Annotated in this window: 10 protein-coding genes; 5 read left to right on the forward strand and 5 right to left on the reverse strand. The window is 67.4% G+C overall.

All coding sequences use genetic code 11. The annotated features are described in order from the left end of the window. Nucleotides 1-43: 43 nt before the first annotated feature. Both AC5JLE_RS05790 and AC5JLE_RS05795 read left to right on the forward strand, forming a co-directional pair. Nucleotides 44-919, forward strand: a complete 876-nt coding sequence (locus AC5JLE_RS05790; RefSeq protein ID WP_496065108.1) for a LysR substrate-binding domain-containing protein — start codon at nucleotides 44-46, stop codon at nucleotides 917-919. A 356-nt stretch (nucleotides 920-1,275) separates the two neighbouring features. Next, the gene (locus AC5JLE_RS05795; protein ID WP_481445865.1) at nucleotides 1,276-3,159 is read left to right on the forward strand and encodes an ATP-binding cassette domain-containing protein; all 1,884 of its coding nucleotides are present in this window, start codon (nucleotides 1,276-1,278) and stop codon (nucleotides 3,157-3,159) included. A 175-nt stretch (nucleotides 3,160-3,334) separates the two neighbouring features. Here AC5JLE_RS05795 and AC5JLE_RS05800 read toward each other — a convergent pair whose 3' ends face one another. Continuing rightward, nucleotides 3,335-3,796 (reverse strand): c-type cytochrome, encoded by a 462-nt coding sequence (locus AC5JLE_RS05800; RefSeq protein ID WP_005416218.1) that lies wholly within the window; start codon nucleotides 3,794-3,796, stop codon nucleotides 3,335-3,337. A 9-nt stretch (nucleotides 3,797-3,805) separates the two neighbouring features. Further along, complete coding sequence (locus tag AC5JLE_RS05805; protein ID WP_014646842.1) at nucleotides 3,806-4,195, reverse strand: c-type cytochrome; 390 nt, start codon at nucleotides 4,193-4,195, stop codon at nucleotides 3,806-3,808. Nucleotides 4,196-4,400: 205 nt separating this feature from the next. On the opposite strand from AC5JLE_RS05805, the gene AC5JLE_RS05810 reads away from it, so the two are divergent. Genes AC5JLE_RS05810 through AC5JLE_RS05820 form a run of 3 tightly spaced genes read left to right on the forward strand, consistent with a single transcriptional unit; the run spans nucleotide 4,401 to nucleotide 12,141 of the window. Beyond that, nucleotides 4,401-5,546, forward strand: a complete 1,146-nt coding sequence (locus tag AC5JLE_RS05810; RefSeq protein WP_481445864.1) for an efflux RND transporter periplasmic adaptor subunit — start codon at nucleotides 4,401-4,403, stop codon at nucleotides 5,544-5,546. 56 nt (nucleotides 5,547-5,602) lie between these two features. Further along, complete coding sequence (locus AC5JLE_RS05815) at nucleotides 5,603-9,064, forward strand: efflux RND transporter permease subunit (protein ID WP_238381442.1); 3,462 nt, start codon at nucleotides 5,603-5,605, stop codon at nucleotides 9,062-9,064. After that, nucleotides 9,061-12,141, forward strand: coding sequence for an efflux RND transporter permease subunit (locus AC5JLE_RS05820; RefSeq protein WP_481445863.1), 3,081 nt, complete (start codon nucleotides 9,061-9,063; stop codon nucleotides 12,139-12,141). The genes AC5JLE_RS05815 and AC5JLE_RS05820 overlap by 4 nt, the downstream gene beginning before the upstream one ends. Nucleotides 12,142-12,299: 158 nt before the next feature. On the opposite strand, the gene AC5JLE_RS05825 is transcribed toward AC5JLE_RS05820, so the two are convergent. The 3 genes from AC5JLE_RS05825 to AC5JLE_RS05835 are packed head-to-tail and all read right to left on the reverse strand — an operon-like array spanning nucleotide 12,300 to nucleotide 14,957. Further along, entirely contained in the window at nucleotides 12,300-13,520 is a 1,221-nt protein-coding gene (locus AC5JLE_RS05825) for a TraB/GumN family protein (protein ID WP_481445862.1), read from the reverse strand. A 4-nt stretch (nucleotides 13,521-13,524) separates the two neighbouring features. Continuing rightward, a complete protein-coding gene (locus tag AC5JLE_RS05830) occupies nucleotides 13,525-14,055 on the reverse strand; it encodes a GNAT family N-acetyltransferase (protein WP_049447852.1) in 531 nt (176 codons plus the stop codon). Between the two features lie 14 nt (nucleotides 14,056-14,069). Continuing rightward, nucleotides 14,070-14,957 carry a carbon-nitrogen hydrolase gene (locus AC5JLE_RS05835; protein ID WP_032960744.1) on the reverse strand — a complete coding sequence of 296 codons (888 nt, stop codon included), beginning with the start codon at nucleotides 14,955-14,957 and terminating at the stop codon, nucleotides 14,070-14,072. Nucleotides 14,958-15,138 lie beyond the last annotated feature (181 nt).

Consider the following 15,138-nt stretch of genomic DNA (forward strand, 5'->3'; position numbering starts at 1 on the left):
CGAATAATATGGGTGAAACCTACCTATAAAGCGGGTACATTCGATGCGCCTGACCTTGCGCCAGCTGCAGGTCTTCGTCGCCATCGCCGACCATGGCACCACCACTGCCGCCGGCCAGGCCGTCGCGCTCTCGCAGTCGGCCAGCAGCGCCGCCCTGCAGGAGCTGGAGGCGCACTTCGGCACCCCGCTGTTCGACCGCATCGGCCGCCGCCTGGCGCTGAACGGGCACGGCCGCGCACTGCTGGAGCCGGCGCGCACCTTGCTGGTCAACGCCGCCGATCTGGAGCGGCAGCTGGCCGCCGGCGGCAACCCGTCGCAGGGCGCACCGCTGCGGCTGGTGCTGGCCGCCAGTACCACCATCGGCAACTACCTGCTGCCGCCACGCATCGCCGAACTGCTGCGGCAGGCGCCGCAGGCCGAGGTCGATCTGCGCATCGACAACAGTGCCGGCGTGGTCGCCGCGGTACAGCGCCTGGACGTCGACGCCGGCCTGATCGAAGGCCCGTGCCATGAGCGTGGCCTGCAGGTGACCGCCTGGCAGCAGGACCCACTGGTGATCGTGGCTGCCGCCGATGTCCGCGCACGCTGGTCGCTGGATGAGCTGCGCCGCGCACGCTGGCTGCTGCGTGAGCCCGGCTCCGGCACCCGCGAAGCCGTGGAACAGGCCCTGCTGCCGCACCTGCGTGGCTTCGCGCAGACCCTGCAGCTGGGCAATACCGAAGCGATCAAGCAGGCCGCCATCGCCGGCCTCGGCCTGGCCTGCCTGTCGCGCCACGCGCTGGAAGAGCCGCTGGCCCTGGGCCGCCTGCGCGTGCTCGAGACTCCGCTGCCGGCCCTGCAGCGCACCCTGTGGTTGGTGCGCCACCCCGGCAAGCAATGGCTGCCGGGGTTGCAGGCGTTGCTGGGGGAGGTGGGGTAGCCATCAGATTTCCAGTCGACTCCATCCATCGACCCTTCTTGTAGCGCTCATCCACGCATGGCGTGGATCTACCGTGTCGACCAAGGTCGACACCCACCAGAGCAGAATGTAGTTCCGACAGATTGCAGGAATCTGTCGAAGGCGGGATGGGTCCGGTGGCGGGGGTGTCCGCGGCATGGATGCCGCGGCCAAGCCCCCAGGGACGGGTTTACGGCGTCCCCCGCGACCGGACCCATCCCGCCATCCCACAGGAAACCAGCTTTTGACGTTGCCGTTGAGGTTGCCGGCCAGCGGCCGGCACTACCGCGGGTGCCGGGTGCAACCCGGCCGACGCCCCCAACCCGTACAATATCCGGATGCCTCTGATTACTCTGCAGAACGTCGACTTCAGCGTCGGCGGCCCGTTGTTGCTGGAAAAGGCCGAACTGTCGATCGAGCCGGGCGAACGCATCGCCCTGATCGGCCGCAACGGCGCCGGCAAATCCACCCTGCTCAAGCTGCTGTCCGGCGACCACAAGCCCGATGACGGCGAAGTCCGCGTGCAGCAGGGCGTGCGCGTCACCCGCCTGGAGCAGGAAGTGCCACACGGCGCCGCCGGCTCGGTGTTCGACGTCGTTGCCGATGGTCTCGGTGAACTGGGCCAGTGGCTGGCCGAGTTCCACCATCTCAGCCATGCCGAGGTCTTCGATGGTGAAGCCCTCGGCAATGTGCAGGCCAAGATCGACGCCGCCAACGGCTGGGGCCTGGACCAGCGCGTCAGCGAAACGCTGACCAAGCTCGACCTCGACGGCGATGCCGAATTCGGCCGCCTGTCCGGCGGCATGAAGCGCCGCGTGCTGCTGGCCCGTGCACTGGTCTCCAGCCCGGACGTGCTGCTGCTGGACGAACCGACCAACCACCTGGACATCGAAGCCATCGACTGGCTCGAAGCGTTCCTGAAGGGCTGGAGCGGCAGCGTGGTGTTCGTCACCCATGACCGCCGCTTCCTGCGTGCGCTGGCCACCCGCATCGTCGAGATCGATCGCGGCCAGGTCACCAGCTGGCCGGGCGACTGGGCCAACTACGAGCGCCGCCGCGAGGAACGCCTCAATGCGCAGGCGCAGGAAAATGCCCGCTTCGACAAGCTGCTGGCGCAGGAAGAAGTCTGGATCCGCCAAGGCATCAAGGCCCGTCGTACCCGCGACGAGGGCCGCGTGCGCCGCCTCAAGGCGATGCGCACCGAACGCTCGCAGCGCCGCGACCTCAGCGGTAACGTCAAGATGGAAGCCGCGCAGGGCGTCAGCTCCGGCAAGAAGGTCATCGACGTCAAGGACATTTCGTTCGCCTTCGGCGAGCGCACCATGGTCCGCGATTTCACCACCACCATCCTGCGTGGCGACCGCATCGGCCTGATCGGCCCCAACGGCAGCGGCAAGACCACGCTGCTGAAGCTGCTGCTGGGCGAACTGCAGCCGGCCAAGGGTGAGGTCAATGCGGGCACCAACCTGCAGATCGCCTATTTCGACCAGTACCGCGCGGTGCTGCGCGAAGACTGGAGCGCGATCGAGAACGTGGCCGAAGGCCGCGATTTCCTCGAGTTCAACGGCAAGCGCAAGCACGTGCATGCCTACCTGCAGGACTTCATGTTCACCCCCGAGCGCGCGCGTGCGCCGATCACCCGCCTGTCCGGTGGCGAGCGCAACCGCCTGCTGCTGGCCAAGCTGTTCGCGCAGCCGTCCAACCTGCTGGTGATGGACGAACCGACCAACGACCTCGACGTGGAAACCCTGGAGCTGCTGGAAGAGCTGCTGGGCGAGTACACCGGTACGCTGCTGCTGGTCAGCCACGACCGTGACTTCATCGACAACGTGGTGACCTCCACGCTGGTGATGGAAGGCGACGGCGTGATCGGCGAGTACGTCGGTGGCTACAGCGACTGGCAGCGCTATGCGGCCAGCGTGGCTGCGCCTGCCGCGACCCCGGCTGCCAAGCCGGCGACTGCTGCACCGGCCGCTGCTGCGGCCGCGACTCCCGCAGCCCCCAAGCGCAAGTTGGCGTACAAGGAAGCGCGCGAGCTGGAGCAGCTGCCAAAGACCATCGAGAAGCTGGAAGGCGATGTCGAAGGGCTGACCTCGGCGATGAACGACCCGTCGTTCTACACCCGCAGCAGTGCTGAAGTGACGGCGCACACCCAGCAGCTGGCCAAGGTGCAGGCCGAACTGGATGCCGCTTACGCGCGCTGGGAAGAGCTGGAAGGCTGAGCGTTGACCGGCGCCGGCGATCGCGCCGATTGATGTAGAGCCGAGCCCACGCTCGGCTCAGCAGATCCACGCCATGCGTGGATATCCGGCACCTGTGCGGACCAACGGTCCGCACCCACCAACCGACGGTCCGCACCTACCAACCGACGGTCCGCACCGACCGGGGGGGCGGCCGTCATTTGACCCCGTGCAGATCCCGCAGCTGGCTCGGCCGGCTGCCGAAGTACGCCGCCAGATCGGCGATGTCCTGATCACTCAGGTCCTTCGCCTGCGGCGTCATCAGCGCATGCTGGCGGTCACCGGCGCGGTAGGCCTGCAGCGCGTGCGCCAGGTAGTCACCGTACTGCCCACCCAGCTTCGGATAGGTCGGATCGATCGGCGCATTGCCGTCGGCCCCATGGCAGTCGATGCAGCTCTGATTGGTGGCTTTGCCCTTCACCTTGGCGCGGGCTTCACCGGCGGCCTCGCGACCTGCCGGCAGGCCGGCGGAGGACGATGAGCCGTGCTCGCCGCTGGCATGGCCCGGGTCGGCGGCCGATTTTTCGCTGTTTTCCACCTGCGACTGTGAGCAGGCGGCCAGCAGCAGGGCAACGGACAGGGCGATGGCGTGACGCATCGGATGCGCGGCTTTCGACATGGGCGGGCCTTACTTGACGGTGGACAGGTAAACAGAGAGATCGGCGATCTCCTGTTCGCTGAAACTCATCGACTGCGCCTGCATCGTCGGATGCCGGCGCTTGCCCTGGCGGTACTCGGTCAGGGCCTGGGCCAGGTACTGCTGGGTCTGGCCGCCGATCTTCGGCACCCGGTAACTGGGGTAGGCGTTCTTGTAGCCGGTGATCCCGTGGCAGCCCTGGCAGGTGTAGGCCAGGACGCGGCCATTGTCGAAGTTGCCGGTGGGTGCGGCGGGCGCTGGCGCAACGGCGGGAGCCGGGGCCGGGGCGGGTGTGGCAGGAGCAGGAGCGGGCTGTGCGGCGGCCCCAAGGGGCAGGAGGACGGCCAGAGCGAGACAAGCGGCGAGCGGCTGCGGGCGCATGGTGTCGTTTCCGGGGATTCGGGTCTGGTCGTTCCGGCGTGGGGTACGGAACGACCCGAGTATAGCCCCAGGTTTCATCTAGCTGAAATGGGGGTGCGCCGACCAGCGGGGTGAAGACACCATGACCTTTGGGATATGGTGTTGCCGTGAAGTGGTGCATTACTTTGCTACCACACCTGTCCACGCATCCTCCAGGGACCCGACGATGTCGCACCCAACCTTCCTGTCCGGCCGTCGCAGCGGAATCTGCGCTGCCGCACTGCTGATCTCCACCTCCCTGCTGCTGGGCGGTTGCGCCGCAGGGCCCAATTCCGAAGCCAAGGCTGCCGAGACCAAGGAGGAGAAGAAGGTCGACGCAGTCCCGGTCGAAGTGGCGGTGGCCAGCCATCGTGCCGTCGCGGCCAGCTACACCGGCACTGCCGCGCTGGAACCACGCGCCGAGTCGCAGGTGGTCGCCAAGACCTCCGGCGTGGCGCTGGCGGTGCTGGTCGAGGAAGGGCAGCGGGTCACCGCCGGCCAACCGCTGGTGCGGCTGGACCCGGATCGTGCACGGCTGGCCGTTGCGCAGAGCGAAGCGCAGATGCGCAAGCTGGAAAACAATTACCAGCGCGCACAGAAGCTGGTCGGCCAGCAGATGGTCAGCGCCGCCGATGTCGACCAGCTGCGCTACGACCTGGAAAACGTCCGCGCGCAGTACCGGCTGGCCACGCTGGAGCTGTCCTACACCACGGTGGTGGCGCCGATCTCCGGCGTGATCGCATCGCGCTCGATCAAGACCGGCAACTTCGTGCAGATCAACACGCCGATCTTCCGCATCGTCGACAACTCGCGGCTGGAAGCCACCCTCAACGTGCCCGAGCGTGAACTGGCCACCCTGCGCGCCGGCCAGCCGGTGACGCTGGCGGCCGACGCGTTGCAGGGGCAGAGCTTCACCGGCACCGTTGACCGCATCGCGCCGGTGGTGGATTCGGGCAGCGGCACGTTTCGCGTGGTCAGCGCCTTCGACGGCGCCGCACACGCGCTGCAGCCCGGCATGTTCGGTCGCATCCGCATCGACTACGACCAGCGTGCCGATGCGCTGGTCGTACCGCGCCTGGCGTTGCTCGACGACGGTGAGCCGGCGGTGTTCCGCGTGCGCGAAGGCAAGGTCGCACGCGTTCCGGTCAAGCTGGGTTACGCCGAGGGCCCGTGGGTGGAGATCCGTGATGGCCTGGCGGCCGGTGATCAGGTGGTCACCGCCGGCAAGGTCGCCCTGCGCGACGGCACCACGGTGCAGGTGATTGCCGATCCGAAGGCGAAGACGGTCGCTGCGGCCGCCAAGCCCGCAGACAAGGCCGGGAGCAAGCAATGACCGCCCCGGGCCACGACCACGGTGCCTCGCCGGCGAGCGACGGCGCCGCCGGCGGCATGCGCGGCGGCCTGGTGGAGTTTGCCACCCGCCGCCGCGTGACCATCGCCATGTGCACGGTCACGCTGCTGCTGTTCGGCCTGATCGCGCTGGGCAATCTCAAGGTCAACCTGCTGCCCGACCTGAGCTACCCGACGCTGACCGTGCGCACCGAATACACCGGTGCAGCGCCGACTGAAATCGAAACCCTGATCACCCAGCCGGTCGAAGAAGCGGTCGGCGTGGTCAAGAACCTGCGCAAGCTGAAGTCGGTCTCGCGCACCGGCCAGAGCGACGTGGTGCTGGAATTCGCCTGGGGCACCAACATGGACCAGGCCAGCCTGGAGGTGCGCGACAAGATGGAAGCGCTGAACCTGCCGCTGGAGGCCAAGGCCCCGGTGCTGCTGCGCTTCAATCCGTCAACCGAGCCGATCATGCGCCTGGTGCTGTCGAACAAGACGGCGCCGACCAGCGATGCCGATGCGGTGCGCGAGCTGACCGGCCTGCGCCGCTATGCCGATGAAGACCTCAAGAAGAAGCTGGAGCCGGTCACCGGTGTGGCGGCAGTGAAGGTGGGCGGCGGCCTGGAGGACGAGATCCAGGTCGACATCGACCAGCAGAAGCTTGCCCAGCTGAACCTGCCGATCGACACCGTCATCAAGCGCCTGAAGGACGAGAACATCAACATTTCCGGCGGCCGCCTGGAGGAGGGCTCGCAGCGCTTCCTGGTGCGTACCGTCAACCAGTTCGCCGACCTGGAGGAGATCCGCAACCTGCTGGTGACCACCCAGGCCGCCAATGGCAGCGCCGCGGACTCGGCGCTGCAGCAGATGTTCAACATCGCCGCGTCGACCGGTTCGGCGGCCGCCATCGCGGCGGCGTCGGCGGCACAGAGCGCGTCGTCCGGTGGTGGCTCCAGCGTGGTTGCCAACGGCGTGCCGGTGCGCCTGAAGGACGTGGCCACCGTGCGCCAGGGCTACAAGGAGCGCGAAGCGATCATCCGCCTGGGCGGCAAGGAGTCGGTCGAGCTGGCCATCTACAAGGAAGGCGACGCCAACACCGTGTCCACCGCTGAAGCGCTGCGCAAGCGCCTGGAGCAGATCAAGGGCACGTTCCCGTCCGATGTCGAGCTGACCACCATCGAGGACCAGTCGCGCTTCATCGAGCACGCCATTGCCGACGTCAAGAAGGATGCCGTGATCGGTGGCCTGTTGGCGATCCTGATCATCTTCCTGTTCCTGCGCGACGGCTGGAGCACGTTCGTGATCAGCCTGTCGCTGCCGGTCTCGATCATCGCCACGTTCTTCTTCATGGGCCAGCTCGGCCTGAGCTTGAACGTGATGTCGCTGGGTGGCCTGGCATTGGCCACCGGCCTGGTGGTGGATGACTCGATCGTGGTGCTGGAGAGCATCGCCAAGGCCCGTGAGCGTGGCCTGGGCATCCTGCAGGCGGCGATCGCCGGCACCCGTGAAGTGAGCATGGCCGTGGTCGCCTCGACCCTGACCACCATCGCGGTGTTCCTGCCGCTGGTGTTCGTCGATGGCATCGCCGGGCAGCTGTTCCGCGACCAGGCGCTGACCGTGGCGATCGCCATCGCGATCTCGCTGCTGGTGTCGATGACCCTGATCCCGATGCTGAGCTCGCTGAAGGGGCGGCCGCCGCTGGCGTTCCCGGAAGAGGCGCCGAACGCAGCATGGCAGCCGCAGAAGCGTTGGCAGAAGCCGGTTGCACTGGGCCGCCGTGGCGTGCTCGCCAGCGTGCGCTGGAGCTTCTATGCGCTGGCCTGGCTCGTGGTGCGCCTGTGGCGCGGCGTGGTGGCGGTGGTCGGCCCGGTGATGCGCAAGGCCAGCGACCTGGCGATGAAGCCCTATGCAGGCGCCGAGCGAGGCTACCTGCGCCTGCTGCCGAGTGCGCTGGCGCATCCCGGCAAGGTGCTGGGCGTGGCAGCCATCATTTTCGTGGCGACCATGGCGCTGGTGCCGATGCTTGGCGCCGACCTGATCCCGCAGCTGGCGCAGGACCGTTTCGAAATGACGGTGAAGCTGCCGGCCGGCACGCCGCTCAAGCAGACCGATGCGCTGGTGCGCGAGCTGCAGCTGGCGCATGGCAAGGGCGAAGGTGTGGCCTCGCTGTATGGCGTCAGTGGCAGCGGCACCCGGCTGGATGCCAGCCCGACCGAAAGCGGCGAGAACATCGGCAAGCTGACCGTGGTGATGGAAGGTGGCGGCAATGCGCACACTGAAGCGGCGATCACCGAGCGCCTGCGCGGCACCATGAGCCAGCACCCGGGTGCCCAGGTCGACTTCGCGCGGCCGGCGTTGTTCAGCTTTTCCACGCCGCTGGAAATCGAACTGCGCGGGCAGGACATGGCGACCCTGGAAGTGGCCGGCCAGCGCCTGGCGGCGATGCTGCGCGGCAATGCCCACTACGCCGACGTGAAGTCGACGGTGGAAGAGGGCTTCCCGGAAATCCAGATCCGCTTCGACCAGGAGCGCGCCGGTGCGCTGGGCCTGACCACCCGCCAGATCGCCGACGTGGTGGTGAAGAAGGTGCGTGGCGACGTCGCCACCCGCTACAGCTTCCGTGACCGCAAGATCGACGTGCTGGTGCGCGCCCAGGAAGGTGACCGCGCCAGCGTGGAGAGCATCCGCCGGCTGATCGTCAATCCGGGCAGCACCCGCCCGGTGACCCTGGACGCGGTGGCCGACGTGGTCGCCACCACCGGCCCCAGCGAGATCCATCGTGCCGACCAGACCCGGGTCGCGGTGGTATCGGCCAACCTGCGCGACATCGACCTCGGCGCCGCCATGCGCGAAGTGCAGCAGATGGTGGCCGAGCAGCCGCTGGGCGCGGGCGTCGGCCTGCACATCGGCGGCCAGGGCGAGGAACTGGCGCAGGCGGCGAAGTCGCTGATCTTCGCCTTCGGCCTGGCGATCTTCCTGGTCTACCTGGTGATGGCCTCGCAGTTCGAATCCCTGCTGCACCCGTTCGTGATCCTGTTCACCATCCCGCTGGCGCTGGTCGGCGCGATCCTGGCGCTGATGCTGACCGGAAAGCCCATTTCGGTGGTGGTGTTCATCGGCCTGATCCTGCTGGTCGGCCTGGTCACCAAGAACGCGATCATCCTGATCGACAAGGTCAACCAGCTGCGCGAGGCCGGCGTGGCCAAGCATGAGGCGCTGGTGGAGGGTGCGCGCTCGCGCCTGCGGCCGATCATCATGACCACGCTGTGCACGCTGTTCGGCTTCCTGCCGCTGGCGGTGGCGATGGGCGAGGGCGCCGAAGTGCGTGCACCGATGGCGATCACCGTGATCGGTGGCCTGCTGGTGTCGACGCTGCTGACGCTGCTGGTGATCCCGGTGGTGTACGACCTGATGGATCGTCGCGGCGACGCCTACTACCGTGAGCGCGGCCGCAAGCACGCCGGTGAAGGCCTGCATGGCGACGAGGGCGGCACAGCGGGTGTGGAGGAACCGGCATGAGTGTTGCCGAGTTCTCCATCCGCCGTCCGGTCACCACCATCATGTGCTTCGTGTCGCTGGTGGTGATCGGCCTGATCGCTTCGTTCCGGCTGCCGCTGGAGGCGTTGCCGGACATCTCCGCGCCGTTCCTGTTCGTGCAGATTCCCTACACCGGCTCGACCCCGGAAGAAGTGGAACGGACCATCATCCGTCCAGTCGAGGAATCGCTGGCGACGATGACCGGCATCAAGCGCATGCGCTCGTCGGCCACCTCCGAGGCGGCGCTGATCTACATCGAGTTCAGCGACTGGGACCGCGACATCGCCATTGCCGCGTCGGACGCGCGCGAGCGTATCGACGCGATCCGCAGCGACCTGCCCGACGACCTGCAGCGCTACAACGTGTTCAAGTGGTCCAGCAGCGACCAGCCCGTGCTGAAGGTGCGGCTGGCCAGCACCACCGACCTGACCACCGCCTATGACATGCTCGATCGTGAGTTCAAGCGGCGCATCGAGCGTATTCCCGGTGTGGCCCGCGTCGATATCACCGGTGCGCCGCCGAACGAGGTGGAGATCGCCATCGATCCGAACCGGCTCAACGCGCATGGGTTGAGCATCAACGAGCTGAGCGAGCGCCTGCGCACGCTGAACTTCTCGATCTCGGCCGGGCAGATCGACGACAACGGCCAGCGCGTGCGCGTGCAGCCGGTAGGCGAGATCACCGACCTTCAGGAGATGCGCGACCTGGTGATCAACGCCAAGGGACTGCGCCTGGGTGATATCGCCGATGTCCGCCTGAAGCCGGCGCGGATGAACTACGGGCGCCGCCTGGACGGCAACCCGGCGGTGGGCCTGGACATCTTCAAGGAACGCAGCGCCAACCTGGTGGACGTTTCGCGTGCGGCGCTGGCCGAAGTCGAGGCGATCCGCGCGCAGCCGTCGATGCGCGACGTGCAGATCAAGGTGATCGACAACCAGGGCAAGGCAGTGACGTCCTCGCTGCTGGAGCTGGCCGAGGCCGGCGCGGTCGGCCTGATCCTGTCGGTCACCGTGCTGTTCTTCTTCCTGCGCCATTGGCCGTCGACGCTGATGGTGACCCTGGCCATTCCGATCTGCTTCACCATCACCCTCGGCTTCATGTACTTCGTCGGGGTGACACTCAACATCCTGACCATGATGGGCCTGCTGCTGGCCGTCGGCATGCTGGTCGACAACGCGGTGGTGGTGGTGGAGAGCATCTACCAGGAGCGCGAGCGCATGCCGGGGCAGCCACGGCTGGCCTCGATCATCGGCACCCGCAACGTGGCCATCGCGCTCAGCGCCGGCACGCTGTGCCACTGCATCGTGTTCGTGCCGAACCTGTTCGGCGAGACCAACAACATCAGCATCTTCATGGCGCAGATCGCGATCACCATCTCGGTCTCGCTGCTGGCCTCGTGGCTGGTCGCGGTCAGCCTGATCCCGATGCTGTCCGCGCGCATGGCCACGCCCAAGCTGGTGCACTCGCAGACCGGCCTGATCGCGCGCCTGCAGCGACGCTATGCGCAGCTGCTGGACTGGTCACTGCATCACCGCGGTTGGAGCCTGCTCGGCATCCTGCTGGTGGTGCTGGTCAGCCTGGTGCCGATGAAGCTGACCAAGGTCGACATGTTCGGTGGTGAGGGGGGCAAGGACATCTTCATCGGCTACATGTGGAAGGGCGCCTACACCTACCGCCAGATGTCCGAGGAAGTGGCGCGGGTGGAGAACTGGATCGACCAGAACCGCGAACGCCTGCACGTGAAGCAGGTGTATTCCTGGTACAGCGAGCAGGAAGGCAGCTCCACGGTGGTCACCCTGGACGAAGAGTACGCCAAGGACATCAAGTCGCTGCAGGAGGAACTGCGCAAGGGCCTACCGAAGTCGGCCCGCACCGATTACTTCGTCGGCAACCAGGGTGGCGATGGCGGTGGCGGCAGCAACCAGGGCGTGCAGGTGCAGCTGGTGGGCGACTCCAGCTCGATGCTGCAGGAGATCGGCCAGGAAGTGGTGCCGTTGCTGGCGCAGCGTGCCGAGCTGCGTGACGTGCGCATCGACAACGGCGAGAAGGGCGGCGAGCTGAAGGTGCGCGTCGACCGCGAGCGTGCCGCAGCGTTCGGCTTCAATGCCGAGCAGGTGGCCAGCTTCGTCGGCCTGGCGCTGCGCGGCGCGCCGATGCGCGAGTTCCGCCGCGGTGACAACGAAGTGCCGGTGTGGGTGCGCTTTGCCGGCGCCGAGCAGAGCAGCCCGGAAGACCTGGCCGGTTTCAGCGTGCGCACCGGCGATGGCCGCAGCGTGCCGCTGCTGAGCCTGGTCACCGTGGACGTTGGTTCGTCGGCCACCCAGATCGGCCGCACCAACCGCCAGACCACGTTGACCATCAAGGCCAACCTGGCCGAGAAGGTCACCGCGCCGGACGGGCGCAAGGCGATCGAAGCCGTGCTCAAGCCGATGAACTTCCCGGCCGGCTATGGCTTCACCTTCGACGGCGGCGACTACGGCAACGACGACGAGGCCATGCAGCAGATGGTGTTCAACCTGCTGATCGCACTGGTGATGATCTACGTGGTGATGGCGGCGGTGTTCGAGTCGCTGCTGTTCCCGGCGGCGATCATGAGCGGCGTGCTGTTCTCGATCTTCGGCGTGTTCTGGCTGTTCTGGATCACCGGCACCTCGTTCGGGATCATGTCCTTCATCGGCATCCTGGTGCTGATGGGCGTGGTGGTGAACAACGGCATCGTGATGATCGAGCACATCAACAACCTGCGGCGCAGCGGCATGGGCCGCACCCAGGCGCTGGTGGAAGGCTCACGCGAACGCCTGCGCCCGATCATGATGACCATGGGCACGGCGATCCTGGCGATGATCCCGATCTCGCTGACCGATACGCAGATGTTTGGCAACGGTCCGGAGTATTCGCCGATGGCGCGTGCAATTGCGGGCGGGCTGGCGTTCTCGACGGTGGTCAGCCTGCTGTTCCTGCCGACCATCTATGCGGTGCTGGATGACCTGCGCTCGGCCGTGACGCGGTTGATCCGCCGTGCACGCGGGCTGGAGATGGTGGCGGGTACCCCAGTGTAGTGGTCGAGCTTGCTCGACCGTAAGGAGCGCCAACGTGTTGTGGTGTGGGGGAGGCCGGTCGTAGTGGGGCGGTCTCCCCCTTTTTTTCTGTTCGCCGCGTCGCGGCGTCGCCCGAGCATGGGCTCGGGCGCTACAGATTCTGTGGCCGGTTGAGAGGCTTACCCCGCCACCTTGCCCCAGACCTTGAAGGTGGTCAGCCACAGGCCCAGCATGCTGCCGATGTTGGTCAGCATGAAGGTCAGCACCACGCGGGTAACGCGATTGCGGTACCAGCCCTTCAGGCTCTGCGCATCGTCGCGCAGCTTCAGGAAGTCCTCGTAGGCCGGCTTGCGCAGGCGCGCTTCCACCAGCGCCGAGAATGCGCCGGTCGGGATGCTCAGGCGGAACGGCTTGAACGGGGCCACCGCGATCGCGGTGAGGATGCTCAGCGGGTGACCGCCTGCCAGCAGGCAGCCCAGGCCCGCCAGGCCGCCGGTATACATTGCCCAGGTCGCCAGCAGTTCGGTGCCCACGCCCAGGCCGCCGCGGTAGAAGCCCACGCCGATGCCGGTCGCCACGATCGCCAGGATGCCGAGCGTGAACCACGGGATGTTGCGCTTCTTCGGCACCGCCTCCAGCTCGGCGCGCAGCGGCGCCGGTGCCTCGGTGTCGGTTTCCAGGTAGCGCGCCAGCCCGGCCAGGTGACCGGCACCGACCACCGCCAGCACTTCTCGCTGCTGCGGGTCGTGCGCTTCGCGCAGGCGCGTGGCCATGTAGCGGTCGCGCTCACCGATGATGGTCTCGTACAGCGCCGGGCTCTCGCTGGCGAACTCACCGAAGCTCGATTCCAGCATGTCGCCCTGCTTGAGCTTTTCGATCTCGTTCTCGCCCACTTCCTCGGACGAGAACAGGCCCGCGCCCAGCCCGGCAACCAGCTTCAGCTTGCCGAAGAACCCAAGCCGCTGCGACGCCCGGCGGAAGGTCAGGCCGACCTCGCGGTCGATCAGGTGCACCGGCAGGTCACGCTCGCGCGCCAGCTCCACCGCACGCTTCAGCTCGGCACCGGGCTCGATGTCGAGCTGTTCGGCCAGGCGGCGCTGGTAGGCGGACAGGGCCAGGTTGGCGGCGAACAGGGCGACGCGGCCTTTGCGGATCACCTCGACCAGGTCGAGCTTGGCCAGCGTGTCCGGGTCGCTCAGCGCCTGCAGGCGCTGCGGGTCCAGCTCGACGGCCACTGCATCGAAGCGGCCGCTGTCGATGGCTTTTTCCACGGCCTCGACGCTGGCGCGGGAGACGTGGGCGGTGCCCAGCAAGGTGTAGCGCACGCCGTCGCGTTCGACGACGCGCACCGGCTGGCCGGCGAACAGGTCGTCACCGGTCTCGGGAAGGGTTTCGGTCATGGGTTCATTCATTGGAAGGTGCGGTGTCGGCGCCATCGCCGAGCGCGCGCTGCATCTGCACGGTGTCCAGCCAGCGGCCATGCTTGCGGCCGAGGCCACGGAACACGCCCACCAGTTCGAAGCCGAAGCGTTCGTGCAGCTTGATTGAAGCGGTATTGGTCGGTTCGCCGATCACCGCCACCATCTGCCGGTAGCCACGCGCCACGCAGGCGTCGATCAACGCCTGCAGCAGGCCGGTGCCGACGCCCTTGCCCTGGAACGCGGCATCGACGTAGACCGAGTTTTCCACGGTCCACTGGTAGGCAACGCGGGTGCGGTAGGTGTTGGCGTAGGCATAGCCGGCCACCTGGCCGTCAATCTCGGCGACCAGGTAGGGGAAGCCGCGGTCGATGATGTCGCGCATGCGGCGCAGCATCTCGGTCGCGTCCGGAATGTCGTACTCGTAGGTGTTGACGAAGTCAGTCACTTCCACCGCATAGATCGCGGTGATCGCGTCGATGTCGGCCGGGCCGGCATCACGGATGAGGACGGCCATGCGCGGGCTCCGGCTCAGTCGATGTAGCGCTTGAGCAGGTCGCCGTAGGCATCGATGCGGCGATCACGCAGGAACGGCCAGATGCGGCGCACATGCTCGCTGCGCTGCAGGTCGACGTCGCACAGCAGCACGGTGGCCTCGGTGCCGGCCTCGGCCAGGAACTCGCCCTGCGGGCCGAGCACGTGGCTGTTGCCCCAGAACTGGATGCCCGACGCGCCCAGCGGCGAGGCCTCGTGGCCGACGCGGTTGCAGCTCAGCACCGGCAGGCCGTTGGCCACCGCATGGCCGCGATGGCTCAGCACCCAGGCGTCGCGCTGGCGGGTCTTCTCGTCCTGCACGTCGTCCGGATCCCAACCGATCGCAGTCGGATACAGCAGCAGCTCGGCGCCGGCCAGCGCCATCAGGCGCGCCGCTTCCGGGTACCACTGGTCCCAGCACACCAGCACGCCCAGGCGGCCCACCGAGGTATCGATCGGCTTGAAGCCGATGTCGCCCGGGGTGAAGTAGAACTTCTCGTAGAAGCCCGGGTCGTCCGGGATATGCATCTTGCGGTACTTGCCGAGCAGGGTACCGTCCTTCTCGAACACCACGGCGGTGTTGTGGTACAGCCCGGCAGCGCGGCGCTCGAACAGCGAGCCGACCAGCACCACGCCATGCTGCTTCGCCAGCGCGCCGAGGCGCTCGGTGCTCGGGCCCGGAATCGGCTCGGCCAGGTCGAACTCGTCCACCGATTCGTGCTGGCAGAAGTACGGGCCGTTATGCAGTTCCTGCAGCAGCACCAGCTTGGCACCCTGCGCAGCCGCCTCGGCCACGCGTGCTTCGATCACCGCCAGGTTGGCGGCGGCATCACCGTGGTTGCGCTCCTGGATCAGGGCGACGGTAAGGGGGCTGCGCGAGTTCATGCGGGGCGTTCCTGCGGGGGAAAACCAGCATGTTAGCGCGGATGGGCGGCGACGGCGTGTCGCGCGCTGAATGGCGCAGCGGGTAGTGCCGGCCGCGGGCCGGCAACCCCGTTGATCCCTCAGGGCTTGCAGGGGTGGCGGCCCGCGGCCGGCACCACCGGTCCGCCATCCACAGCCCGGC

The organism is Stenotrophomonas sp. (assembly GCF_059505245.1).

What these genes read in the sequence shown, in the direction of transcription:
- AC5JLE_RS05830 (WP_049447852.1), bottom strand. Translation starts at nt 14,055, where the DNA reads ATGGCCGTCCTCATCCGTGATGCCGGCCCGGCCGACATCGACGCGATC.
- AC5JLE_RS05795 (WP_481445865.1), top strand. Translation starts at nt 1,276, where the DNA reads ATGCCTCTGATTACTCTGCAGAACGTCGACTTCAGCGTCGGCGGCCCG.
- AC5JLE_RS05825 (WP_481445862.1), bottom strand. Translation starts at nt 13,520, where the DNA reads ATGACCGAAACCCTTCCCGAGACCGGTGACGACCTGTTCGCCGGCCAG.
- AC5JLE_RS05815 (WP_238381442.1), top strand. Translation starts at nt 5,603, where the DNA reads ATGCGCGGCGGCCTGGTGGAGTTTGCCACCCGCCGCCGCGTGACCATC.
- AC5JLE_RS05835 (WP_032960744.1), bottom strand. Translation starts at nt 14,957, where the DNA reads ATGAACTCGCGCAGCCCCCTTACCGTCGCCCTGATCCAGGAGCGCAAC.
- AC5JLE_RS05820 (WP_481445863.1), top strand. Translation starts at nt 9,061, where the DNA reads ATGAGTGTTGCCGAGTTCTCCATCCGCCGTCCGGTCACCACCATCATG.
- AC5JLE_RS05790 (WP_496065108.1), top strand. Translation starts at nt 44, where the DNA reads ATGCGCCTGACCTTGCGCCAGCTGCAGGTCTTCGTCGCCATCGCCGAC.
- AC5JLE_RS05805 (WP_014646842.1), bottom strand. Translation starts at nt 4,195, where the DNA reads ATGCGCCCGCAGCCGCTCGCCGCTTGTCTCGCTCTGGCCGTCCTCCTG.
- AC5JLE_RS05800 (WP_005416218.1), bottom strand. Translation starts at nt 3,796, where the DNA reads ATGTCGAAAGCCGCGCATCCGATGCGTCACGCCATCGCCCTGTCCGTT.
- AC5JLE_RS05810 (WP_481445864.1), top strand. Translation starts at nt 4,401, where the DNA reads ATGTCGCACCCAACCTTCCTGTCCGGCCGTCGCAGCGGAATCTGCGCT.